This is a genomic window from Microbacterium sp. LWH10-1.2, assembly GCF_038397765.1.
Taxonomy (GTDB): domain Bacteria; phylum Actinomycetota; class Actinomycetes; order Actinomycetales; family Microbacteriaceae; genus Microbacterium; species Microbacterium natoriense.
In genome coordinates this window covers 2,418,328-2,442,667 of sequence record NZ_CP151638.1, presented here as the reverse complement: position 1 = coordinate 2,442,667, position 24,340 = coordinate 2,418,328, and the positions used below count along the sequence as shown (strand labels likewise).

The window sequence follows — 24,340 nt, the reverse complement described above, 5'->3', positions numbered from 1 at the left end:
CGAAAGGCATGGGGGGCATGGCTGACGAAGTACAGGTGTTCTACACCGAGCTCATCACGGAGACATCCTCGGTTAACAGTTCGACGACGGCGCTGCTCGCCACGGTCGGCTATCTCCAGGGCGACGATGTCGGCGTCGAGAATCCGGCGCACAGGACATCGCTCCGTCTGGAGATGCATCGGAGGTTCATCGCACTGCGCAGCGCCGTCGAGGGCATCATCACCGATGCGAGTGACATCGCCGTGCGTCTGCAGGCGATCAGCGACCGTCACTCCGAACTCGATGTCGAACTCACAGGAAAAGAGCAGCCGTGAATCTGGTCTCTCCCCATCGCGGCTATCCGCTGGAGCGGATCGAGGGCAACTCGGGCTCGATGGAGACATGGGTGGGCACGTTCGACCGCATCGCGAAGGATCTCGGCGACCTGCGTGACCGTGCGCATCGTGTGGCCGAGCTCCCTGGTGTGGGCGACGCGATCAGCCGCGCGCGAAGCGACGCGCAGGTGATCGCAGGCCCGGTTCGCTCGGGCATCGTCGACGCGCAACTGCTGTCGAGCGTGTTGTCCGCATACGCCGATGCGTACTCGGCGCATGCGGTGCCTGCGAACAGGATGATCGAGGAGATCCGGAACGCCCACGCGGCGTGGGAGAGCGCCGCAGGCGAGGCCGAGCAGGCGGGGCTCAAGGCGCTGTGGTCGTCTCGATCCGGGCCGGACGACGAGGCGACCAAAGCCAACGACGATGCCCGCGATGCGATGGCGACGGCGGATGCCGCCAAGAAGGCGCTCGACGAGCTGTGGACGTCGTGGGAGACGCTCTACACGTCATGGGACGAGGCCTATGACAAGGCGCTGTCGTCGCTCGTCTCGGGAGCGAGCGTCTACCTCACGAACGAGGAGAAGGCGCTGCTCGATCAGCTCCTCGCGGCCAATGACCCGGCTGCGGTCTGGCAGCTCTGGAACGCGAACCCGGCTCTGCGGGATGCTCTCGCCGACCACTACCCGGACATCATCGGCAATCTCGACGGCATCCCGTACGACGTCCGCGCCGAGGCCAACCTGCGCAGGCTGAAAGAGCTGCACAACAGGCTGCAGTTCCTCTCGGAGCCGCAGAAGTCCGAGGTGGCGGCGCTGTGGGATGAGGTCGAGAAGAAGAACGGCAAGCTCATCTCCTTCGATCCGGACGGTTCGGAGCAGACGACCGCCGCGCTCTGGTACGGCCCGTTCGACGCGGCGAACGTGTCGACGCTGGTGCCGGGCATGCTGTCGAAGGTGAACGGCATCGGGGAGTTCGGGAAGTCCGCGCGAGACCTCATCGACGGCACCGGCGACGCAGCCGTGGCATGGTTCGGCTATGACTCGCCAGAGGTCCCCGAGGAGCCGTTCATGGACAGGGCGCAGAACGGGGCTCCCGCCCTGCGATCCTTCCTGCTGGGACTCGATGCGCAACCCGGTTCGCGGACGATCAACGTGATCGCGCACTCCTACGGCAGCACGACCGCGGCGCTGGCGATCGGTTCGGCAGCGGACGGGCTCGGCGTGGACAGATTCATCACGGTCGGGTCGGCGGGCCTGCCCGACGACGCTCAGGTGCTCGCCAATCTGCAGTCCCCGGATGCTCCGCGCATCTACGCGACCACGTCGGCGAATGACTTCTGGGCGCCTGTCGGCAAAGTGACGGGGTGGGGTCACCACACCGATCCGGCGAGCCTCGACGGGGTCACCACGTTCGACAGCGACGGGGGAGTGGATGCCGCGGGCGAGCCGCTCTTGGCGACCCCCGGCCACAGCGCCCACTCGGGCGTGAACTTCCCGGGTCAGAACGCCCCCGGCGGCTATCTGCTCAAGGGCAGCGAATCCTTCTACAACGTGCGCGAGATCGTGCGCACCGGCGAGCCGGGTACCGAGCCCGGCGGCGAAGGAAGCGAGAAGGGGTATTGGGATCTCGTGGCCGAGGGGATGTCGCAGGGCGGCTATGGGCTCGGATACTAGGGTGTCGATGATGAGGCGTGCGTGGGCGGCGGTGGCCGTCGGATTGGTGTTGGTGATGACGGGTTGCGGTGCGGCGGTACCGGAGGGCGATGCGCTCTACCGGGATGGCGAGAAGCGCTTCATGGAGCTCGCGACGCGGATGCACACCGTGCTGATGGGCATCCACGAGGGTGTGTGGACGATCCCCGTGGGCGGGGACGGGGCCGTCCCCGGAAGCTGCACGATCGGATTCGGCGGCGCCGATGGATACGCGTTCTCCTACCGGCGAACCGTGGACCTGCCGGGAATGGATCCCGAAGCGGTGAGCGCCGCGGCGGTGGCCGCGTTCCGGGAAGCGGGATTCGACGGGACGCCGACCACCTACGGGTCCGGCGAGTCCGCGGAGTGGAATGTCATCGCCGACGACGAGACGCTCGGAAACGTGGTGGCGACGATCCGTCCGCGCGAGGGGAGGGTCGAGGTATCCGCCGACACGCCGTGCGTGCCGGGGAAGGCGGGCGACCTGTCGTACATGGTGACCGACGACGAGCACCGCGGCGACGGCCCTTCGACGTGGCGGTACCTGCCGGCGACGGAGGGGCCGGACTCGGTGCCGCAGTTCTACTTCCCCGCCGACGGTCCGATCTACTTCAATGAGGATGAGACGCCGGTGGAGCCGCAGCCCGTCGTCACCGATCCTCCGAAGGCCCCCTACGGCGGCTGATCTCGCGTTCCGTCGCTGCCTGGCTCAGGCGAAGGCGCTCATCCCCGTGATGTCGCGGCCGAGCAGCAGGGCCTGCACGCTCTCGGTGCCCTCGTACGTGTGGATCGCCTCGATGTCGGCCATGTGCTGCATGACGCCGTTCTCGAGCAGGATGCCGTTGCCCCCGAGCAGGTCGCGGGCCGTCGATGCGATGCGGCGGGCGGCGCGGGTGTTGTGGAACTTGGCGAGCGACGCCTGCGTCGGCCGCAGCTCGCCCACCGTCTCCAGGTCGGCGAGGCGACGGCAGTACAGCTGCATGGCGGTGAGGTCCTCGAGCATGTGCGTGAGCCGCTCCTGCACCATCTGGAACTTCGCGAGCGGCTTGCCGAACTGCACGCGCTCCTTCGCGTAGGCGAGTGCGGCCTCGTAGCAGGCGGTCGCGTGCCCGAGAGCCGACCAGGCCACTCCGGATCGCGTCGCGTAGAGCACGGTCGACGCGTCCTTGAAGCTGTGGGTGCCGGGGAGCACGGCGTCGAGGGGCACCCGCACGTCGTCCAGGGCGATGTGCGCCTGGTAGATCGCACGCAGTGAGGCCTTGCCGCGGATGACGGTGCCGACGTAGCCGGGGGTGTCCTGTTCGACGAGGAAGCAGCGGACGGCGCCGTGCTCGGCGGCATCCGGGTCGTCCACGCGCGCCCACACGAACGTGATGCCGCCGGAGGCGCCGTTGCCGATCCACTTCTTGGCGCCGCGGATGACCCACTCCTCGCCGTCTCGACGGGCGACGGTCTCGAGCGACACGGAGTCGGAGCCGTGATCGGGCTCGGTGAGGGCGAACGAGCCGAGGACCGAGCCGTCGGCGAGGCCCGTCAGCCACTTCTCCTGCTGCGCGTCGGAGCCGAACAGCGCGAGCGTGCGCAGCGCGAGACCGCCCTGCACGGCGAGCACGGTGCCGAGCGATCCGTCTCCGCGGGAGATCTCCATGTTCACGAGGCCCGCGGCCAGCGGCGACAGGCGGGTGAGCGACGGATGCTCGATGCCGTCGACGACGAGGTCCATCTCGCCCATGCGGCGGGCGGCATCCAGCGGGTACTCCGCGCGATCCCAGGCATCCGCCATCTGCGGGCCGACCTCGTCGATGTACGCGCGTGCGCGATCCCATGCCTCGCGGTCGGCGGCGGGGATATCGAGGAAGACGGCGTAGTAGTCGCTGTCCTGGCGACCGGTGATGTCGTACGACGAGACGCGCTCGCCGGGGAAGGGGGAAGCTGCAGTGCTCATGGGAGGCTCCTTCGTGGCACCAAGTATCGTACTCCTCGATACTCAGTTTCACGAGCCCGGGCGCGCGAGACCGCCGAGCCGTCGCGAACGGCGTGTGCGTGCGTCGAGAACCGGCCGTTCGCGGCGGACCGCGACGCGGGTGAAGGGCGGGCCGGCCCTGGCTCAGTCGAGCTGCGTGCGCAGGCGGCGGGTGACCTCGGCTATCGGCATCGAACGGGGGAAGACGGCGACCACCACGTCGTCCGGCGCCTCCGCAGGTGCCTCGGCGGGCACGCCGTAGCGGCGCCGCACATCGGCCAGCGCCGACTGCAGCGTCGACAGCGGCACCTTCTTCTTGCCGCGCAGCAGCTGGCGCAGCACGTGGTTGTGCACCGCCGTCACGAGGGCGGCGAAGCCCACCGCGTCCAGCGGGTCGATACCGGGGAGGGATGTGCGCAGGTAGTCGTCGAACAGGCGCTCGTAGCGGAACACGGTGATGATCTCCCGCTCACGCAACACCGGGACCTGCCGGACGATCTGGTAGCGACGACGCGCGAGCTCCGGATCGTTCGCGAAGTGCGAGAAGACGGACTCGGATGCCGCGCAGACGGCGCCCCACGGGTCTTCGTGCCCCTCGGCGAGGAACTCCCTGAGCTGCTCGATGAGGACCTCGTGGTCGGCGAACACCACGTCCTCCTTGCCGCCGAACTGGCGGAAGAAGGTCGATCGCGAGACGCCGGCGGCCTTGGCGATCTGCTCGACGGACGTCTGGTCGAAACCCTGGGTCTGGAACAGTTCGAGCGCTGCGGCGACGACGGCGGAGCGCGGTTCGGGGAAGTCTCGCATGACGAAAGCCTAGAACCTCGCGGGCGAACTGCGAGGCGGCTTTCCCGGCACGGGGCGCTCAGAGCGAGGTAGTAAGCTGGGGGACTGGTCGATGTCTCGACATCGAGAGAAAAACCAGCCGCATCCCAGTGAAGGAACCACAGTGGATCTGTACGAGTACCAGGCACGAGACGTTTTCGAGAAGTACGGAGTGCCGGTCCTCGCCGGCATCGTCGCCGACACCCCCGAGGAGGTGAAGGCAGCCGCTGAGAAGATCGGCGGAGTCGTCGTCGTCAAGGCACAGGTCAAGACCGGTGGTCGCGGCAAGGCGGGCGGCGTCAAGGTCGCGAAGACCCCCGAAGAGGCGTACGAGGCGGCCAAGGCCATCCTCGGCCTCGACATCAAGGGCCACATCGTCAAGCGCGTCATGGTCGCACAGGGCGCCCGCATCGCCGAGGAGTTCTACTTCTCCGTGCTGCTCGACCGCGCCAACCGCTCCTACCTGAGCCTCTGCTCGGTCGAGGGCGGCATGGAGATCGAGGAGCTCGCCGTCGAGCGCCCAGAGGCGCTCGCCCGCGTCGAGGTCAACCCGCTCACGGGCATCGATAAGGCGAAGGCCGTCGAGATCGCCCGCGCGGCGAACTTCCCCGAGGACCTCGTCGAGAAGGTCTCCGACGTCTTCGTGAAGCTCTTCGACGTCTACAAGGGCGAGGACGCGACGCTCGTCGAGGTCAACCCGCTGGTCCGCACCGAAGAGGGCGACATCATCGCGCTCGACGGCAAGGTCACGCTCGACGACAACGCCTCCGAGATCCGCCACCCCGAGCACGAGGCGCTCGAGGACAAGGACGCCGCTGACCCGCTCGAGGCCAAGGCCAAGGCGAGCGGCCTGAACTACGTGAAGCTCGACGGCGAGGTCGGCATCATCGGCAACGGCGCAGGCCTGGTCATGTCGACGCTCGACGTCGTCGCCTACGCCGGTGAGAACCACAACGGCGTCAAGCCCGCCAACTTCCTCGACATCGGCGGCGGCGCCTCTGCCGAGGTCATGGCCGCAGGTCTCGACGTGATCCTCGGCGACCCGCAGGTCAAGAGCGTGTTCGTCAACGTCTTCGGCGGCATCACGGCGTGCGACGCCGTGGCCAACGGAATCAAGGGCGCCCTCGAGACGCTGGGCGCCGCGGCATCCAAGCCCCTCGTCGTGCGCCTCGACGGCAACCGCGTCGACGAGGGCCGCGCGATCCTCGCCGAGTACGCGCACCCGCTCGTCACCCTGGCCGCCACGATGGACGAGGGCGCCGACAAGGCCGCCGAGCTCGCCAACGCCTGATCGCAGAGAGACACAAGGACTAGAGAAATGTCGATCTACCTCAACAAGGACTCCAAGGTCATCGTCCAGGGCATCACCGGCGGCGAGGGCACCAAGCACACGGCGCTCATGCTGAAGGCCGGCACCCAGGTCGTCGGCGGCGTCAACGCCCGCAAGGCCGGCACCACGGTCGCGCACACGGACAAGGACGGCAACGCCGTCGAGCTCCCCGTCTTCGCCTCGGTCGCCGAGGCCATGAAGGAGACCGGCGCCGACGTGTCGATCGCCTTCGTCCCCGGCGCCTTCACGAAGGACGCGATGATCGAGGCCATCGACGCCGAGATCCCGCTCCTCGTCGTCATCACCGAGGGCGTCCCCGTCGGCGACTCGGCCGAGGCCTGGGCGTACGCGCAGAGCAAGGGCAACAAGACCCGCATCATCGGCCCGAACTGCCCCGGCATCATCACCCCCGGTGAGGCGCTCGTCGGCATCACCCCGGCGAACATCACCGGCAAGGGCCCGATCGGCCTCGTGTCGAAGTCGGGCACCCTGACCTACCAGATGATGTTCGAGCTGCGCGACCTGGGCTTCTCGACCGCCATCGGCATCGGCGGCGACCCGGTCATCGGCACCACGCACATCGACGCGCTCGCCGCGTTCGAGGCCGACCCCGAGACCAAGGCCATCGTCATGATCGGAGAGATCGGCGGCGACGCGGAAGAGCGCGCGGCCGACTACATCAAGGCGAACGTCACGAAGCCGGTCGTCGGCTACGTCGCGGGCTTCACCGCCCCCGAGGGCAAGACCATGGGCCACGCCGGAGCCATCGTCTCGGGCTCGGCGGGCACCGCTCAGGCCAAGAAGGAGGCCCTTGAGGCCGCCGGGGTCAAGGTCGGCAAGACGCCGTCCGAGACCGCCGACCTCATGCGCGCGATCGTGGAAGCTCTCTGATCTGAGCTACGCTTGACATGAAGGCCCCGGGCTCCACCCCGGGGCCTTCTTGCATGTCCGGCTGCGGCATCCGCTCGGGCATCCGCTCGCCCGCTCGTGCAGTCGGGCGGATGCTCGCCCTCGTGTTTTTCGGAGGGTTGTCGTTTTTTCGGATGATCGGCGGCGGATCGTCCGATGAACGTGCGACGGTCCGAGGAGCGTGCGACGGTCCGAAGGCTGGTGGGGATGCTGCGTACTCGCTCGTTGCATGTCCGGCTGCGGCATCCGCTCGGGCATCCGCTCGCCCGCTCGTGCAGTCGGGCGGATGCTCGCCCTCGTGTTTTTCGGAGGGTTGTCGTTTTTTCGGATGATCGGCGGCGGATCGTCCGATGAACGTGCGATCGTCCGATGAACGTGCGACGGTCCGAGGGGGCGGCAGAGATGACAGAGCGGCAGCAGAGACGGCAGAGGGGGCGGTGAGACGGCGGAGGGGCGGATGCCGTAGCATCCGCCCCTCTGTCGTGCGGGTGTCAGGCGCCGAGCAGCGCCTCGATCGGGCCGCGGGCGAAGAACAGCACGAAGCCGACGCCGACCGCCCACAGCAGCGGGTGGATCGTCTTGGCCCTGCCGGAGAACGCGTTCACGACGATCCAGCTGACGAAGCCCGCCCCGATGCCGTTGGCGATCGAGTAGGTCATCGGCATCACCGTGGCGGTGAGGAACACCGGCAGCAGCACGCGGAAGTCGCTCAGATCGATGTTCTTGATCTGCGAGAGCATCATGGCGCCGACGAGCACGAGAGCCGCCGCGGCGACGGCGCTGGGCACCAGGGACGTGAGCGGCGTGAAGAACATCGCGAGCAGGAACATCGCGCCGGTGATGACCGTCGCGAAGCCCGTGCGGGCGCCCTCGCCGATGCCGGCGCCCGACTCCACGAACACCGTGGCCGACGACGACGAGGTGCCGCCTCCGACGATCGCGCCGACGCCCTCGACCACGAGGGCCGACTTGATCCGGGGGAAGTCGCCCTTCTCGTCGGCGAGGTCGGCCTCCTTGGCGAGACCGGTCATGGTGCCCATGGCGTCGAAGAAGTTCGAGAACAGCAGCGTGAAGACGAACATCACCAGGGTGACGCCGCCGACCTTCGCGAAGTCGAAGCCGAAGTCGACCTGGCCGATCAGGCTCAGGTCGGGGAGCCCCACGATGCTGCCGTTGAATCCGAAGTCCTGACCGAAGGGCCAGATGAGGTTGACGAGCGCTGCGAGCACGGAGCCGCCGACCAGGGCGATGAGGATGGCGCCCTTGATGCGCAGGGCGATGAGCACGCCGCCGATCAGCAGCGTGATGACGAACAGCAGGGTGGGGATGGATGCCACGGAGCCGCCGATGCCGAGATCGACCGGGGGAGAGGCGTTCTTGGTCGAGGTCACGAACCCGGCGTTCACGAAGCCGATGAAGGCGATGAAGAGGCCGATGCCGACCGTGATCGCGAGCTTGAGCTGCACGGGGACGGCATCGAAGATCAGCTTGCGCAGACCGGTCGCCGCGAGCAGCACGATGATCACGCCGTTGATCATGACCAGCGCCATGGCCTCCGGCCAGGTCACGGTGCCGACGACCGTGAAGGCGAGGAACGCGTTGATGCCGAGGCCGGCGGCGAAGGCGAACGGCAGGCGGGTGACGAGCCCGAAGAGGATCGTCATGATCCCGGCGGTCAGCGCGGTGGCTGCGGCGACCGCGGGGCCGGACAGCACGTGGCCGTCGACGTCGGGGGTGGCGAGGATGATCGGGTTGAGGATCACGATGTAGGCCATGGTGACGAAGGTCACCAGGCCTCCGCGCACCTCGGTGCCGATCGTGGATCCGCGCTTGCTGATCTCGAAGAAGCGGTCGAGAGCGTTCGTGGGCTCTGCGCTCGCGCGGGCAGGGGACGGGGCAGTTGTCATCGGGGGAACCTCCGTGGAGACGATATCGTGTCGCCCGAGTCGCGCGCGCCCCGAGGGGAGCCGCAGGTTCTCGTCGTAGTCTCGAAGGGATATGCAACGCCTCCTCGTCGCGCTCCTCGCGGCCGTCGACGCGGCCATCGCGGCCGCGATCGGTCTCGCCGTGCTGCTGGCGCCCCTCACCCTGCTCTGGACGCTCGCGTTCGGCGTCGGCGCCGACTGGGGCTCCCTGTGGCCTCTCACGGGAACCCTGTGGCAGTTCGGGCACGGGGTGCCGTTGGATCTGACGATCCCCACCGAGGTGCTGACCGCCGCCGGGATCGCCCCGGAGGCGGCGTCGTTCACGCTGTCGGTGACGCCACTGGCCTTCCTCGTCTTCACGCTGCTCTTCGCCGCGCGATCCGGTGCGCGGGCGGCTCGCGCGGGCACCTGGCTGCTCGGCGCGCTCTCGGGATCCGCCGCGTTCGCGCTGATCGCCGTGGGCGTCGCGCTGACCTCGAGCCTCGGCGTCGCCCGCACGCCTCTCGCTCTCGCGATCCTGCTGCCGTCGGCCGTCTACCTCGTCGGCGCCGTGTGCGGAGCCGTGCGCATCGCGTGGGAGGACGGCGACGGCGGCATCCTCGACCGTGTTCACGACGCCGTGGACTCCTGGGGTGAGTGGGGGCCGGTGCCCGCCGCAGCGGTGCGGGGAGCGGCTTTCGCGCTCGTCGGCGTGGTCGCGGCATCCGCGCTCGCCGTCGCGGTGATGACCATGCTGCGCGGAGGGCAGGTCGTGGCGCTCTTCGAAGCCGCCAGGGTCGACGTGCTCGGCGCCACGGTGCTCACCCTCGGACATCTCGTCTACCTGCCCACGCTGATCGTCTGGGCCGCCTCCTGGCTCGCCGGTCCCGGCTTCGCCGTCGGCGCCGGCACCGCGGTGTCGCCGGCGGGCACGCAGCTCGGCGTGGTGCCCGGCATCCCGGTGCTGGGCCTGCTGCCCGAGAACGGCTCGATGTGGATGCTGGTGGTCGTGCTCGTCCCCATCGCGGCTGGCGCCTTCGCCGGCTGGGCGGTGCGCTCGCGTCTCGTCTGGGAGGGCACGCCGCTCGGTCTCGCCCAGCGCGGGGCGATCGCGCTGGGCATCGCCGTGCTCACCGCGGGCGTGGCTGCGACGGCCGCTGTCGTCGCGAACGGATCGATCGGTCCGGGGCGGCTCGGAGTGGTCGGACCCGCGGCGCTGCCCTTCGCGCTGGCGCTCGGCGGCGAGGTGCTGATCGGCGCCGCGATCCTGCTGCTCGCGCCTCGTCACCGCGATGAGCTCGCGGAGGAGCGCACCGATCGGTGGATCGCCGAGATGGCGGCATCCGACCTGCCGCTGAACGACGCACCGGATGCCGGTTCCTCCTTCGACACGACGCCGCTGGACGATCTCCCTCCGCGCGGCTCCGGGGGCTGACATGCGGGTCGGGCGCGCCGCGGCGCCCCGGTAGACTGGGCGCGTGCTCACGGTCGCCGTTCTCATCTCGGGCACAGGCTCGAATCTTCGTGCCCTCCTCGAGGCTGCTCGTCACCCCGACTTCCCCGCGCGGGTCGTCGTGGTCGGAGCCGACCGCGAAGCCGACGGGCTCGCGCACGCCGAGGAGTTCGGCATCCCGAGCTTCACGGTGCCGTGGCACCTGCACGAGAGCCGCGAGCACTGGGGCGAGGAGGTCGGCCGTCAGCTCGACGTCTGGAAGCCGGATCTCGTCGTGCTCAGCGGACTCATGCGCCTGCTGCCGCCGTCTCTCGTCGCCGCGTACTCGCCGCGTCTGATCAACACCCACCCGGCCTACCTGCCGGAGTTCCCCGGAGCGCACGGCGTGCGCGATGCGCTCGCCGCCGGAGCCGCCGAGACCGGGGCCAGCGTGATCGTCGTCGACGACGGCGTCGACACCGGCCCCATCCTCGCGCAGGAGCGCGTGCCGATCGTCGAGGGCGACACCGAGCACACGCTGCACGAGCGCATCAAGCCCGTCGAGCGCCGACTCCTCATCGACGTGGTGCGACGCATCGCGACCGGCGAGCTCGCGCTGTCCTCCGCTTCCTGACCCCTCACCCTCGCACGAAGGAGCCCTCCATGGCCGGCCCCCGCCACGACCCCTCGCTGTACCGCGATCGCGATGCGGTCCCGATCCGCCGCGCGCTCGTCTCGGTGAGCGACAAGACCGGGCTGCTGGCCCTCGCCGCGGCGCTCGCCGAATCCGGCGCCGAGATCGTGTCGACGGGCTCCACCGCCGCGACGATCCGCGAGGCGGGCTTCGAGGTCACCGACGTCGCCGCCGTCACCGGCGTCGACGAGATGCTCGACGGCCGCGTCAAGACGCTGCACCCGAAGATCCACGGCGGCCTCCTCGCCGACCTGCGGCTGGAGGATCACGAAGGACAGCTCGAGCACCTCGGCATCGCGCCGTTCGAACTCGTGGTGGTGAACCTGTACCCGTTCGTCGAGACCGTGGCCTCTGGCGCTCAGGGCGATGACGTCGTCGAGCAGATCGACATCGGCGGCCCTGCCATGGTGCGCGCCGCCGCGAAGAACCACGCCAACGTCGCCATCGTCGTCTCGCCGGAGTCGTATCCGGCGATCGTCGGCGCGATCAAGGAGGGCGGCACGTCCCTCTCGCAGCGGCGCGAGCTCGCGGCGCGCGCCTTCGCGCACACTGCTGCCTACGACGCTGCGGTCGCCTCGTGGTTTGCCGAGGGGACCCTGATCGACCAGGGCGACCTGCCGGCCCACCTCACGATCCAGGCCGAGCGTCTCGCGACCCTCCGCTACGGCGAGAACTCCCACCAGCGCGGCGCGATCTACACGCGCGCCGGCGGCCACGGCATCGCCCAGGCGACGCAGCTGCAGGGCAAGGAGATGTCGTACAACAACTACGTCGATGCGGATGCCGCCCTGCGCGCCGCCTACGACATGGTGCTGCCCGCCGTCGCGATCATCAAGCACGCGAACCCCTGCGGCATCGCCACCACCGCGCCGAACGCCCTCGACCCGATCGCCAGCGCGCACCTGCGGGCCCACGAGTGCGACCCGGTGTCGGCGTACGGCGGGGTGATCGCCGCGAACGGCACGGTCACGCTCAAGATGGCCGAGAACCTCAAGGACATCTTCACCGAGGTCATCGTCGCTCCCTCGTTCGAGCCCGCCGCGCTCGAGGTCTTCAAGGCCAAGAAGAACCTGCGTCTGCTGCAGCTCCCCGAAGACTGGCAGCAGGAGCGCATGGACGTCCGCCTGGTGTCCGGCGGCCTGCTGCTGCAGGACGCCGACCGGTTCCCCGACGACATCTGGTCGGTCGCGAAGGACTGGGAGCTCGTCTCGGGCGAGCGCCCGAGCGACGCGGAGATGGAGAACCTCATCTTCGCGTGGAAGGCGTGCCGCGCCGTGAAGTCGAACGCGATCGTGCTCGCGAAGGACAACGCCACCGTCGGTGTCGGCATGGGCCAGGTCAACCGCGTGGACTCCTGCCGTCTCGCGGTCGAGCGGGCGGGCGACCGCGCGACCGGATCGGTCGCGGCATCCGACGCGTTCTTCCCGTTCGCCGATGGCGCGCAGGTGCTCATCGACGCGGGCATCAAGGCGATCGTCCAGCCCGGCGGCTCGGTGCGCGACGAAGAGGTGGTGGATGCGGCCCGCAAGGCCGGCGTCACCATGTTCTTCACCGGGGAGCGCCACTTCTTCCACTGATCGTTCCTGGGCTTCGAGACGGGAGCCCTCCGCAGTGCCGACCCTCGTGCCCACGTGAGCGCGAGGGTCTCGGCATCTGCGCCGACGACATGAGCGCTGCATGCGGACTCCCCGTCCGTATACTGAGGGAAACCTGGGTGATGGAGCAGAGGTATGGCGGCGCAGACGGCATGGTGGCTGACACCGACCTCGTACTGGGTGCCCGAGCATCTGGTCGTCTCGGCCTGGCTGACGCACGGCTCCTTCGCCGCCTGGATCGTCGATGCGCTGCGTCCGCGCGATGTCATCGAGCTCGGCACCCACAACGGGTTCTCCTGCTTCGCCTTCGCGGAGGCGGCCAAGCGTCTCGGCCATGAGGTCCGGATCGATGCGGTGGACAGCTGGGTGGGCGACGACCACGCGGGCTTCTACGACGAATCCGTCTACGATGCGGTGCGCGCGATCGCGGAACACGACTACGGCACGTCGGTCGTCCTGAACCGTGGGTACTTCTCCGAGGTGCGTTCGGCGTTCGCCCCGGCATCCGCCGACCTCCTGCACATCGATGGTCGCCACGCATACGACGACGTCCGCGCCGACTACGAGCAGTGGCGCGACACGGTGCGCGATGGAGGTGTGATCCTCTTTCACGACATCGCCGAGCGGCGCGAGGACTTCGGCGTATGGCGGCTGTGGGAGGAGATCGCGGAACCGGGGCGCTCCTTCACCTTCGAACACGGTCACGGGCTCGGCGTTCTCGCTGTGGGCGATGTGGTGAACGAGCCGCTCCGTGCGCTCTTCGAAGCCGATGAGGCCACGGCCGATCGCATTCGGAACGATTTCGAACGGCTCGGCGGAGTCATCGCGCTGGTGGAACGGGCGGAGCGTCTCGAAGCAGAGGTCTCCTCATTGCGCGGCGAGATCGGCGCGCTGCAGGCGGAGAGCCAGTATCTGACGGACGAGGTGGCGGCGAGGGACGCGCGCATCGTGGCCCTGCAGGAGAGCACGAGCTGGAAGGTGACGGCACCGCTTCGCGCGGTAGGTAAGGCGCTGCCGAGAAGTCGCTGAACCGGTCGTGCCCTGATACGACCACAGCGATGTCCGATTTCCGCCAGTGCGTGTCGGCGGGGCATGACAGCATGGATCCATGAGCTTCCCCGTGATCGACTTCGACGAGCGGTATCGCGCCATCAGCGCCCGCGACACCCGCTTCGACGGGCAGTTCGTCACCGCCGTGCGATCGACCGGGATCTACTGCCGACCGAGCTGCCCTGCGCGCACCCCCAAGCCCGAGAACGTCACGTTCTACCCGACCAGCGCCGCCGCGCACGAGGCCGGCTACCGTGCGTGCAAGCGCTGCCTGCCGGAGGCCGCGCCCGGCTCCCCGGCATGGGACATCCGGGGAGACACCGCCGCGCGGGCGATGCGGCTGATCGCCGACGGGGTCGTGGAGCGCGAGGGCGTGCCGGGGCTCGCCTCGCGTCTCGGGTACTCCAGCCGTCATCTGACCCGCCTCCTCGCCGCCGAGCTCGGTGCCGGGCCGCTCGCACTCGCCAGGGCCCATCGCGCCCACACGGCTCGCATGCTCCTCGTCGGCACCGACATGCCCATCTCCGACGTCGCGTTCTCGGCCGGGTTCGCCAGCATCCGCCAGGGCAACGAGACGATCCGCGAGGTGTTCGGACTCACCCCGGGGGAGCTGCGCGCGCGCAGACGCAAGGACGCGGCGGCGGAGCCCACCCCCGGTGCGATCGACCTCGTGCTTCCGTATCGCGGTCCGTTCGACGCGGCCGGTGTGTTCGCGTGGATGGCTGCGCGGGCTGTACCTGGCATCGAGACGGTCACGCCGACCTCGTTCGCTCGGCATCTGCGTTTGGCAGGAGGTCCTGCGTGGTTCGAGGTGCGGGAGGATGCCTCCTCGCGGCTCCGTCTGCGCGCGAGCGTCACCCAGCTCGGCGACCTCGCCCCGCTCGTGGCCACTGTCCGCCGCATCTTCGATCTCGACGCCGACCCGCTGGCCGTCGACGACGCGTTGAGCGCGCACCCCGAGCTCGCGCCGCTGGTCGCCCGAACCCCCGGCATCCGCGTCCCCGGCTCGGCCGACCCGCAGGAGATGCTCATCCGCGCGATGATCGGGCAGCAGATCACCGTGGTCGCGGCCCGCACGGCGCTGACGGCCCTGGCCGACGCGCTCGGCGAGCGCACGCCGCACCCCGTTCCCGACGGAACGGGTGAGCCGGGGCTGCTGTTCCCGACGATGTCGGCGATCGCCGCGCACGGGGCAGAGGTGCTCCGCGGGCCCGCCGCGCGCATCAGGGCGATCGTGGGAGCAGCCGCCGCGCTCGCCGACGGCACCCTCACCCTCACCGTCGGCGACGACGGCGTGCAGCAGCGCTCCGCACTGCTCGCGATGCCCGGCATCGGCCCGTGGACCGCCGATTACGTGCGCATGCGCGTGCTCGGCGACCCCGACATCCTGCTCCCCGGAGATGTGGCCCTGCGCGCAGGCGCCGCGGCCTCCGGCCTGCCGGGAGACCCCGGCCCCCTCACGGACTGGGCCGAGCGCGTCGCGCCCTGGCGCAGCTACCTCAGCGCGCACCTGTGGCGCGCGGCGCCGGTCAGGCCGACGCGCACGAAGACGACGAAGAAGGAGACCCCATGAACGCCCTCATCCAGACCATCGACACCGCGGACGGCCCCTTCACGATCCTCGCCGACGACCGGCAGCGCGTGCTGTCCTCGGGGTGGACCGCCGATCAGGAGGCGATCCTCGACCGGCTCGCCGTCGCCCATCGGCCGGAGTCGGTCATCGAGGCGGAGACGGATGCCGCCTCCGCCGTTGTCGCCTACTACGGGGGCGACCTCGCCGCGATCGACACGGTCGCCGTGATGCAGACCGGCACCTCCCTGCAGCTCGCAGGATGGGAGCTCCTGCGCCGCATCGACCCCGGTGCGCCGCTGACCTACACGACCTTCGCGGCGCGTCTCGACAATCCTCGTGCCGTGCGGGCGGCCGCGTCCATCTGCGCGCGCAACGCCCCCGCGCTGTTCGTGCCCTGCCACCGGGTGCTCCGCACGGACGGCACTCTCGGCGGCTTCGCGTGGGGACTCGACGTCAAGGAGAGCCTCCTGGCGCGGGAGGCCGCCGCTCGTTGAGCCGATCCGACGACTCCGCGGCGCGCAAGTGGTGCGCGGCGACGAACCGGCACTGTGTCCCCGCTCGTATGCTCGACGCGAGAAACGAGGTCGAGGAGGGCCGATGGCGCAGGTCGAGACGATCAGAACCTGGGTCGAGCGGCGGATGCCGGAGCTCGTCGCCACGCACCGGGTCCCCGCGCTGTCGCTCGCGATCGGCCTCGGCGACGAGACGATCGAGTTCGCGACCGGCATCCTGAACCGTGCCACCGGCGTCGAGGCGACGACGGATGCGGTCTTCCAGATCGGCTCCGTCACCAAGGTGTTCACGGCGACGCTCGTCATGCAGCTCGTCGACGAGGGGCTGCTCGGGCTGGATCAGGCGGTGCGCGACATCCTGCCCGGATTCCGGGTGGCCGACGCCGACGCATCGGCGTGGATCACCGTGCGCCAACTGCTCAGTCACTCCTCGGGCTTCGAGGGCGATGTGTTCGTCGACACGGGGGCGGGCGACGACAACCTGGAGCGCTACGTCGACATCCTCGCCGGGACTCCGCAGCTCTTCGCGCCTGGAGAGATGTTCTCGTACAACAACGCGGGGTTCTCGACCCTCGGCCGCCTCGTCGAGGTGCTGCGGGGAGCGCCGTACGACCGGGTGCTCCGCGAACGCCTGCTCGATCCGCTCGGACTCCGGCACGCCGCCGTCGATGCGGCGGAGGCGATCCTCCACCGCACGGCGGTCGGACATCTGCGCACCGCGGCGGGAGACATCGCTCCGACGACCGTGTGGTCGATGGAGCGCTCGGGGAGTCCGGCGGGGTCCCGACTCGCGATGAGCGCGCGCGACCTGCTGGGCTTCGGGCGCCTCCATCTCGCCGGAGGCGTCGCGGCGGACGGATCCCGGCTGCTGTCCACGGCATCCGTCGAGGACATGCGCCGCCCCCAGGTGCGGCTGCCGGACATCGACCAGGGCGTCGCCTGGGGTCTCGGCTGGGAGCTCTTCGCACGCGACGGCCGTGTGTTCCCCGGTCATGACGGCAACACCATCGGTCAGTCGGCCTGCCTCCGTCTGCTCCCGGAGGAGGGGGTGGCGGTGGCCGTGCTCGCGAACGGAGGGGACCCCCATCCGGTGTTCGCCGAGCTGGTCGATGAGGTGCTGCGGGAGGTCGCGGGCATCGGCCAGAAGGAGACGCCCGCCGCATCCGGACCCGCTCCGCACGACGCCGGGCGCTTCGTGGGCCGCTACGAGTCCGGCACGGCGATCACGACGATCAGCCGCACCGACGACGGGCGGCTCTGGCTCGACCGCACACCCCGGGGCGTCGTCGCCGACCTCGGCGATCTGCCCTACCGCACCGAGCTCGTCTCCTGGCGGGACGACGTGCTGCTGCCCGTCGACCCGGAGGGCGGCGTGCGCCAGCCCATCGCCTTTCTGGGCGACGACGGCACGGGGCGCGCGGCGCACCTGCATACGGGACGCGCAGACAGGAGGATGGACTCATGAGCCTGGACCTTCACCGCCGCGCGGTCGTCGCGGACGCGCACAATGACCTGCTGTGCTCCGTCGCGAGCCGCGAACCCGATGAGTGGTCGGAGTACTTCCGTGCGCAGTGGCTGCCGCAGCTGCACGCCGGCGGCGTCGATCTGCAGATCCTCCCCGTGTTCATCGACGACCAGTACCGTCCGGAGGGGGCGCTGCGCCGCACGCTCCGCATGATCGAGGCCGCACACCGGATCGCGGAGGACAACGCGGATGCCGTCTCCCTCTGCCTCACCGGCACGGAGGTCGACGGCACGATCGAGGAGGGGCGCATCGCCCTGGTGCTGGCCCTCGAGGGCATGCCGGGGATCGGCGACGACGTCGAGCTGCTGGAGACCGTGCACCGTCTCGGCGTGCGCGTCGGCTCCATCGCGCACTTCGGCCGGAGCGCGTTCGCCGACGGCAGCGGCGAGGACGCCGCGGGCAGCCGCCTCACCAGGACCGGCGTCAGGGCGGTCGCCGAGATGGAGCGCATCGGGATGCTGTTCGACGTGAGCCACCTCGGCTCCGGCGGCGTCGACCACGTGCTCGAGCTCGCGACGCGACCGGTCATGGCCACGCACTCCTCTGCGCGTGCGCTGTTCGACCACCACCGCAACCTCACCGACGAGCAGGCGCGGGGGATCGCGGCCACGGGCGGCGTCGTGTGCGTGAACTTCTTCGCCGCCTACCTGCACGAGAGCGCGTACACGATCGACACGCTGCTCGATCACTTCGAGCACCTGGTCGGCGTCGCAGGCGTCGAACACGTGGGCATGGGACCGGATTTCGTGCGCGAGGTGCTCGCCGACACCACGGCGCCCTGCTGCGTGCAGGACACGGTGGAGGGCGTCCCTGCCGATGTGTACCTGCCGGGGCTCGACGGCCCGGCAGGGCTGCCGCTGGTGACCGAGGCTCTGCTGGGCAGAGGGTGGGGAGAGGCTGATATCCTCGCCGTGCTCGGCGGGAACGTGCAGCGGCTGCTCCGCGCCGAGCTCGGCGTCGCCGGACGCCCCGCCTGATTCGTCGGCTCCGACGAACGGGGCCGGTTCCGTTCGACAGCTCCGACGAACGGCATGCGCGGCTTCTGCCGCAGTATCGAGGATGACGCAGGGCCGCCCTGGACCCCGCGGGCAGGCCACTGTAGTTCGCAAGGGAGCGCGGCATGCTGACGATTCGAGACCTCTCGGTGGAGATCCACCGGTCGGGTCGCACCGTGCGCCCCGTGACGGGCGTCGACCTCGTGCTGAGCCGCGGGGAGACCCTCGGCATCGTCGGCGAGACGGGCTCTGGCAAGTCGATGACGGGTCTCGCCGTGATGGGCATGCTGCCCGGCGGCGGCCGCATCACGAGCGGCTCGATCGACTTCGACGGCACCGAGCTGGTCGGTCTCGGCGCCGCCGAGTACCGGGCGATCCGCGGCAACGACATCTCGATGGTCTTCCAGGACTCGATGACCTCGCTCAACCCCACGCGCAACATCGGAGACCAGGTCGCCGAACCCCTGCTGCTGCACCGCGGGCTCTCGAAGAGGGCGGCGCGGAAGAGGGCGGAGGAGATGCTCGCACTCGTCGGCATCCCCCGTCCGTCCGAGCGTATGGGCGACTTCCCTCATCAGCTGTCCGGCGGCATGCGTCAGCGCGTGATGATCGCGATGGCGCTGATCTGCGAACCCCGTGTGCTCATCGCGGATGAGCCGACCACGGCCCTCGACGTCACGATCCAGGCGGAGATCCTCGAGCTGCTGAGCGGGCTCAAGCAGCAGCTCGGCATGGCCATGATCCTCGTGACGCACGACATGGGCGTCGTCGCGCGGCACGCCGATCGCGTCGGCGTGATGTACGGAGGGCGCCTGGTGGAGACCGGAGCCACCCCCGATCTCTTCCGCCACACCCGCCACCGCTACACGCACGCGCTGCTGTCGTCGATCCCCTCGCTGGCGCAGGACAAGGACGTGGAGCTGTTCAGCATCCCCGGCTCGCCTCCGGACCCGGCAGAACCGCAGGTCGGATGCCGCTTCGCCGCCCGCTGCGCCGCGGCGACCGACCAGTGCCGCACCGACACGCCCGTCTCCGTCGCAGGCCCGGGGGAGGGGCACGTGTTCTCCTGCTGGAACCCGGTGACGACCGTGTCGGAGACGGCCGTGCAGCGTCGATTCGCCGCGCAGGAGCCGCGGCCGGAGACCGCGGTGCCGCGCCTCCGCGTCGTCGACCTCCGCAAGGAGCATCCGGTGTCGGCCCAGGGACTGTTCGGACGCAAGCGCTCCGTCAAGGCCGTCGCCGGCGTGAGCTTCGAGGTGAGAGCGGGGGAGGCGTTCGGCCTGGTCGGCGAGTCCGGCTGCGGCAAGTCGTCCCTCGGGCGGATGCTCGTGGCTCTCGATCGCCCGACCTCGGGAGAGGTGCTGCTCGACGGTGCCCGCGTCTCCGGTCTCGGGTCGAGGCAGCTGGGACCGCGTCGCGCGAAGCTGCAGATGATGTTCCAGGACTCGCACGCGTCCCTCGACCCGAAGATGCGCATCGACGACATCCTGCGGGAGCCGCTGGTCATCCAGGGCGTCGGCACTCCGGCCGAGCGCACCGAGAAGGCGCTGGCGTCGCTCGCGAGCGTGGGCCTGGGCGCCTCGATCATGGAGCGCTACCCTCATGAGCTCTCCGGAGGGCAGCGGCAGCGCATCGGCCTCGCCCGCGCCCTCGCGCTCGACCCCGATGTGCTCGTCGCCGATGAGCCGGTGAGCGCCCTCGACGTGTCGATCCGCTCGCAGGTGCTGAACCTCATGCGCACGATCCAGCGGGAGCGCGGCCTCTCCAGCGTCGTCATCTCGCACGACCTCGCCGTCGTGCGCTACCTCGTCGACAGGGTGGGCGTGATGTACCTCGGCGCCCTGGTCGAGGTGGGCGAGACCGAGGAGGTCTACGCCCGCCCCGCTCACCCCTACACGGCCGGTCTCCTCGCCGCGGTCCCCGTGGCTGACCCCGACCTCGTGGAGACGCCGGTCGAGCGGGTGCGGGGCGAGCTGCCCAGTCCGCTCGATCCGCCCAGCGGATGCCGCTTCCGCACCCGCTGCCCCCTGGCGACGGAGCTGTGCGCGAGCGTGGAGCCGACGCTCGAGGCCGTCGGGGCCGACCACGGGGTCGCCTGCCACTTCCCCCTGCAGCCGAAGCTCCGGAAGACCGGTTCGCCCGCTGAGGAGGCGCACGCATGATCTGGTTCGTCGCCCGCCGGGTGCTGGTGTCCCTCGCGGTGCTGCTGGGCATCTCGCTCGTCGTGTTCCTCATGCTGCATCTGATCTCCGACAGCCCCGGACGCGCGGTCCTCGGTCAGCAGGCCACGCAGGCGGCCGTCGACGCGTTCAACCGCGAGAACGGCTACGACCGCCCCGTGCTCATCCAGTACGCCGACTACCTGCTGCAGCTGCTGCAGGGCGACCTCGGACGCTCGTACAAGCTCAACGAGGAGGTCGGCACCCTCCTGCTCCAGAACGCGCCGCGCAGCGCGATGCTCTCGCTGTGCGGTCTGGTGCTGGCCCTCGTGATCGCGATCCCGCTCGGCATCCTGCAGGCGGTCCGTCGGGGGCGCTTCGTCGACAGAGCCGCGACGTCGGTGTCGTACCTGCTGTACGCGACGCCGTCGTTCCTCATCGCCCTGGTGCTCATCGGCGTCTTCAGCCAGACCGTCCCGCTGTTCCCCGCCGAGGCGTCGCAGTCGACCTCGCCGTGGGTCGTGTTCACCGACACGAGGGCGATGGCGCTGCCGCTGATCACCCTCGCGATCACGAACATCGTGGTGTTCGCGCAGTACCAGCGCTCCTCGGCCCTGGAGCAGCTCGGCATGGACTACATCAAGGTCGCGCGGGCGAAGGGCGCCTCCGAGCGCATCGTGCTCACCCGGCACCTGCTGCGCAACGCGATCACCCCGATCATCACGCTCGTCGGCGTGCTGATCCCCACCCTCCTCGCGGGCAATCTCATCGTCGAGGCGGTCTTCAACTACCCGGGACTCGGGCTGCTCTTCCTGAACAGCCTCCACCGAGAGGACTATCCGGTGCTGCTGGCATACACGCTCATCGGCGGTGCGCTCACCGTCGCAGGGAACTTCGTGGCCGACCTCGTCGTCGCCCGCGCCGACCGCCGGATCGAGTTGGGAGCATGAGCACGGCACGCGCGGAGATCGCGGCCGAGGAGCTCCCCGTCCTCGCCACGCGCAACCCCCTCTCGCGCTCCGCGGTGCTGAAGGCGCTGTGGCGCAACAAGCCGGGCATGGCGGGGGTGTTCATCCTCGTCGGCCTGGTGCTGTTCTGCTACCTCGGACCGCTCGTGTACCCCACGAACCAGACCGACGTCGACCTCCTCAACGCCGCGCTCGCCCCGGGGGAGGGCTTCCCGCTCGGCACCGACAGCAACGGCTTCGACGTGCTCGGCCGGCTCATGCAGGGCGGTCAGGTGTCGCTGCAGATCGGCCTGCTCGCCGCGCTGTTCGCCACCACGCTCGGCACGATCTACGGAGCGGTCGCCGGCCTCGTCGGCGGTGTCGTCGACGGCATCATGATGCGCGTCGTCGACGTGCTGCTGTCGATTCCGTTCCTGTTCTTCGTGCTCATCATCGCTGCGCGGTTCACGGCCACGCCGCTCACCCTCAGCCTCGTGATCGGCGGCTTCTCCTGGCTCGTCGCGGCGCGGCTGATCCGCGGCGAGGTGCTGTCGCTCCGTGTCAGGGAGTTCGTGTCGGCCGCGCGCCTCATGGGTGCGAGCAACCGGCGCCTGATCTTCAGCCACCTCATCCCGAACACCTTCGGGGTGATCATCGTGAACCTGACGTTCCAGGTCGCCGACTCGATCATCGTGCTCGCCGCTCTCGGCTATCTCGGCTTCGGCCTGAGCTATCCGGTGACAGACTGGGGCAGTCAGCTCTCCAGCGGGGTGACGTTCCTCGCGGCGGACTACTGGTGGCTGATCTACCCGGTCGGAGCGTGCATCGTGCTCACCGTGCTGGCGCTGAACCTGCTCGGCGACGCGCTCCGCGACGCGATCGAGCACCGATCCCTGTGAACCCCGGCGGGGCTGTGTAGGCCTCGACGGATCACGCCCCGCGATTCTGTCGGGATCCCTGAACGCCCGACATCGGGGATGCTGCACTCTCGGAGCATCGGACCTCTGCACCACCCGATCGGTCCGACCACCATCTCAACCCGAACGAGGAGCACCGCACATGTCGCAGGTTCCGCGGAGGCGAGCACGCCTCCTTCTCGCCCTGGCCACGGCCGGGGTGCTCGCACTGACCGGCTGCACCGGCACGAGCTCGCAGGTCGATACGGCGTCGTACGACAAGATCCCCGAGGCGAGCAGCTCGCACGTCGACGGGGGCGTCGTCACGATCGCGTTGACGCCGGGCCTCACCCCGAACTACATCTACCCGTTCCCGCCCGCCGAGGCCGGCGGAACGGTGATCGGCTACGACCTCATGTGGCGTGCGCTGTACCGCACCAGCCTCGAGGGTGAGCCCTTCGATGAGGCGACCAGCCTCGCCGAGGCGCCGGTCGTCAGCGACGACGGTCACACCGCCACGATCACGCTGAAGGACTACACCTGGTCCAACGGCAAGCCCGTCACCGCCGACGACGTCGTGTTCTCCTTCGACCTCCTCAAGGCGGCGATCGCCGACAGCCCCGCGAACTGGAGCTTCTACACGCCGGGGCAGTTCCCCGACGGCGTGACGGCGACGGCGGCGGATGCGCACACGCTCACCCTGACCTTCGAGACGCCGTACAACCCGTCGTACCTGGTGTCGCTCCTGCAGCTGCTCTACGTCATGCCGTCCGCCGACTGGAGCATCGCCGAGACCGGCGGGCCCGTGCTCGACTTCCGCGACCCCGCGAACGCCACGGCGATCTACCACTACCTCACCGCGCAGTCGTCCGACCAGTCGACGTTCGCCACGAACCCGCTGTGGCAGGTCGTGAACGGCCCGTACCGGCTGTCGGCGTTCGAGCCGACGACGGGGTCGTTCTCCCTGACGCCGAACGAGGAGTACGCGGGCCCGGGGGACTCGACCATCGAGCGCGTCGACTTCAAGGCGTTCACCTCGGCTGCGGCGATCTACAACCAGTACGAGGCAGGCACGCTCACGGTCGGCCGACTGGACGCCAGCTACGCCTCGAAGATCGACGAGCTGAAGAAGAAGGGCTACAACGTGTACGGCGCCCCGTCGCCGGCCCGGTTCGACGGCCTCGTCCTCAACTTCGCGAACACCGTCGACAACTTCGACAAGGTCATCGCGCAGCTCTACATCCGCCAGGCGCTGCAGCACTCGATCGACCAGGCCGGGTACATCAAGAGCCGCGGCATCCACAGCGGCACCGCCACGGAGAACTACAGCACGGGCGGTCTGAACTCGGCGTACCCGCCGGAGTTCGGCGACGAGGCGACGTACCCCTTCGACCCGAAGGCGGCGGAGAAGCTGCTCACCGATCACGGCTGGAAGGTGGATGCCGAGAAGGGCACGACCTGCGTCAAGCCGGGCACCGGCGACGACGAGTGCGGAGAGGGGATCCCCGAAGGGCAGAAGATCACCTTCACGATCGCCTCCGCCAACGAGCCCGCCTACGTGGGCGCTCGGGATCTCGCGTTCGTCTCCCAGCTCAAGAAGCTCGGCATCGAGGCGAAGATCGTGACGAAGTCGCTGAACTACATGTACGAGAACTACGGCAACAGCTACGCGCCGGACAACGCCGACGAATGGGCCATGCAGGACTTCGGCGCCTTCGTGCAGACCGCGTACCCGACCAGCAACAACGCCTTCAACACGGGCGGCAGCTTCAACCTGGGCAGCTACAGCAATCCCGAGGCCGACGCGCTGATCGAGGCGAGCACGTTCGGTTCAGACCCGACCGCGCTCAGCGCCGAGGTCACGATGCTGTCGAAGGACCTTCCGGTGCTCTTCTTCCCGACGCCCGACAACCTGATCGTCTGGAAGGACACGCTGTCGGGTCCTCCCTCGACCTTCCGATCGCTCCTGAAGTTCGTCTACTCTCCGGAGCAGTGGTACTTCACCGAGAAGCAGTAGGGACCC

The 24,340-nt window shown here is 69.5% G+C and carries 20 protein-coding genes; 17 read left to right on the top strand and 3 right to left on the bottom strand.

The features are described 5' to 3' along the window. Nucleotides 1-17 precede the first annotated feature (17 nt). The 3 genes from MRBLWH10_RS11635 to MRBLWH10_RS11625 are packed head-to-tail and all read left to right on the top strand — an operon-like array spanning nucleotide 18 to nucleotide 2,693. Nucleotides 18-314: a hypothetical protein gene (locus MRBLWH10_RS11635; RefSeq protein ID WP_341939989.1), complete on the top strand. Its 297-nt coding sequence runs from the start codon at nucleotides 18-20 to the stop codon at nucleotides 312-314. Continuing rightward, nucleotides 311-1,990 carry an alpha/beta hydrolase gene (locus MRBLWH10_RS11630; protein ID WP_341939988.1) on the top strand — a complete coding sequence of 560 codons (1,680 nt, stop codon included), beginning with the start codon at nucleotides 311-313 and terminating at the stop codon, nucleotides 1,988-1,990. Before MRBLWH10_RS11635 ends, MRBLWH10_RS11630 begins: the two co-directional genes overlap by 4 nt. Nucleotides 1,991-1,997: 7 nt before the next feature. After that, nucleotides 1,998-2,693 (top strand): hypothetical protein, encoded by a 696-nt coding sequence (locus MRBLWH10_RS11625; RefSeq protein ID WP_341939987.1) that lies wholly within the window; start codon nucleotides 1,998-2,000, stop codon nucleotides 2,691-2,693. A gap of 24 nt (nucleotides 2,694-2,717) precedes the next feature. On the opposite strand, the gene MRBLWH10_RS11620 is transcribed toward MRBLWH10_RS11625, so the two are convergent. Both MRBLWH10_RS11620 and MRBLWH10_RS11615 read right to left on the bottom strand, forming a co-directional pair. After that, the gene (locus tag MRBLWH10_RS11620) at nucleotides 2,718-3,953 is read right to left on the bottom strand and encodes an acyl-CoA dehydrogenase family protein (RefSeq protein WP_341939986.1); all 1,236 of its coding nucleotides are present in this window, start codon (nucleotides 3,951-3,953) and stop codon (nucleotides 2,718-2,720) included. A gap of 162 nt (nucleotides 3,954-4,115) precedes the next feature. Then, a complete protein-coding gene (locus tag MRBLWH10_RS11615) occupies nucleotides 4,116-4,778 on the bottom strand; it encodes a TetR family transcriptional regulator (RefSeq protein ID WP_105672753.1) in 663 nt (220 codons plus the stop codon). A gap of 142 nt (nucleotides 4,779-4,920) precedes the next feature. On the opposite strand from MRBLWH10_RS11615, the gene sucC reads away from it, so the two are divergent. Beyond that, entirely contained in the window at nucleotides 4,921-6,087 is a 1,167-nt protein-coding gene (gene sucC / locus MRBLWH10_RS11610; protein WP_105672754.1) for an ADP-forming succinate--CoA ligase subunit beta, read from the top strand. A gap of 27 nt (nucleotides 6,088-6,114) precedes the next feature. Further along, entirely contained in the window at nucleotides 6,115-7,017 is a 903-nt protein-coding gene (sucD, locus tag MRBLWH10_RS11605) for a succinate--CoA ligase subunit alpha (protein ID WP_223586923.1), read from the top strand. Nucleotides 7,018-7,526: 509 nt separating this feature from the next. Here sucD and MRBLWH10_RS11600 read toward each other — a convergent pair. Next, entirely contained in the window at nucleotides 7,527-8,942 is a 1,416-nt protein-coding gene (locus MRBLWH10_RS11600; RefSeq protein WP_341939985.1) for an NCS2 family permease, read from the bottom strand. Between the two features lie 91 nt (nucleotides 8,943-9,033). Here MRBLWH10_RS11600 and MRBLWH10_RS11595 point away from each other — a divergent pair, with 91 nt between their 5' ends. From MRBLWH10_RS11595 to MRBLWH10_RS11540, 12 genes are all read left to right on the top strand, one after another. After that, nucleotides 9,034-10,374, top strand: coding sequence for a DUF6350 family protein (locus MRBLWH10_RS11595; protein WP_341939984.1), 1,341 nt, complete (start codon nucleotides 9,034-9,036; stop codon nucleotides 10,372-10,374). 43 nt (nucleotides 10,375-10,417) lie between these two features. Then, nucleotides 10,418-11,005 carry a phosphoribosylglycinamide formyltransferase gene (purN, locus tag MRBLWH10_RS11590; RefSeq protein WP_105672758.1) on the top strand — a complete coding sequence of 196 codons (588 nt, stop codon included), beginning with the start codon at nucleotides 10,418-10,420 and terminating at the stop codon, nucleotides 11,003-11,005. Nucleotides 11,006-11,034: 29 nt separating this feature from the next. Then, nucleotides 11,035-12,642, top strand: a complete 1,608-nt coding sequence (gene purH / locus MRBLWH10_RS11585; protein WP_105672759.1) for a bifunctional phosphoribosylaminoimidazolecarboxamide formyltransferase/IMP cyclohydrolase — start codon at nucleotides 11,035-11,037, stop codon at nucleotides 12,640-12,642. A gap of 153 nt (nucleotides 12,643-12,795) precedes the next feature. After that, nucleotides 12,796-13,689, top strand: a complete 894-nt coding sequence (locus tag MRBLWH10_RS11580) for a class I SAM-dependent methyltransferase (protein WP_341939983.1) — start codon at nucleotides 12,796-12,798, stop codon at nucleotides 13,687-13,689. Between the two features lie 79 nt (nucleotides 13,690-13,768). Next, the gene (locus MRBLWH10_RS11575) at nucleotides 13,769-15,283 is read left to right on the top strand and encodes an AlkA N-terminal domain-containing protein (RefSeq protein WP_341939982.1); all 1,515 of its coding nucleotides are present in this window, start codon (nucleotides 13,769-13,771) and stop codon (nucleotides 15,281-15,283) included. Continuing rightward, nucleotides 15,280-15,777, top strand: coding sequence for a methylated-DNA--[protein]-cysteine S-methyltransferase (locus MRBLWH10_RS11570; RefSeq protein WP_341939981.1), 498 nt, complete (start codon nucleotides 15,280-15,282; stop codon nucleotides 15,775-15,777). The genes MRBLWH10_RS11575 and MRBLWH10_RS11570 overlap by 4 nt, the downstream gene beginning before the upstream one ends. A 103-nt stretch (nucleotides 15,778-15,880) precedes the next feature. Further along, nucleotides 15,881-17,260: a serine hydrolase domain-containing protein gene (locus tag MRBLWH10_RS11565; RefSeq protein WP_341939980.1), complete on the top strand. Its 1,380-nt coding sequence runs from the start codon at nucleotides 15,881-15,883 to the stop codon at nucleotides 17,258-17,260. Next, entirely contained in the window at nucleotides 17,257-18,297 is a 1,041-nt protein-coding gene (locus MRBLWH10_RS11560; RefSeq protein ID WP_341939979.1) for a membrane dipeptidase, read from the top strand. Before MRBLWH10_RS11565 ends, MRBLWH10_RS11560 begins: the two co-directional genes overlap by 4 nt. Before the next feature lie 143 nt (nucleotides 18,298-18,440). After that, nucleotides 18,441-20,477, top strand: coding sequence for an ABC transporter ATP-binding protein (locus MRBLWH10_RS11555; protein ID WP_341939978.1), 2,037 nt, complete (start codon nucleotides 18,441-18,443; stop codon nucleotides 20,475-20,477). Next, nucleotides 20,474-21,424 carry an ABC transporter permease gene (locus MRBLWH10_RS11550; protein ID WP_341939977.1) on the top strand — a complete coding sequence of 317 codons (951 nt, stop codon included), beginning with the start codon at nucleotides 20,474-20,476 and terminating at the stop codon, nucleotides 21,422-21,424. The genes MRBLWH10_RS11555 and MRBLWH10_RS11550 overlap by 4 nt, the downstream gene beginning before the upstream one ends. Beyond that, nucleotides 21,421-22,320, top strand: a complete 900-nt coding sequence (locus tag MRBLWH10_RS11545) for an ABC transporter permease (protein ID WP_341939976.1) — start codon at nucleotides 21,421-21,423, stop codon at nucleotides 22,318-22,320. The genes MRBLWH10_RS11550 and MRBLWH10_RS11545 overlap by 4 nt, the downstream gene beginning before the upstream one ends. Before the next feature lie 160 nt (nucleotides 22,321-22,480). Further along, the gene (locus tag MRBLWH10_RS11540; protein ID WP_341939975.1) at nucleotides 22,481-24,334 is read left to right on the top strand and encodes an ABC transporter substrate-binding protein; all 1,854 of its coding nucleotides are present in this window, start codon (nucleotides 22,481-22,483) and stop codon (nucleotides 24,332-24,334) included. The last annotated feature ends 6 nt before the right edge of the window (nucleotides 24,335-24,340 follow it).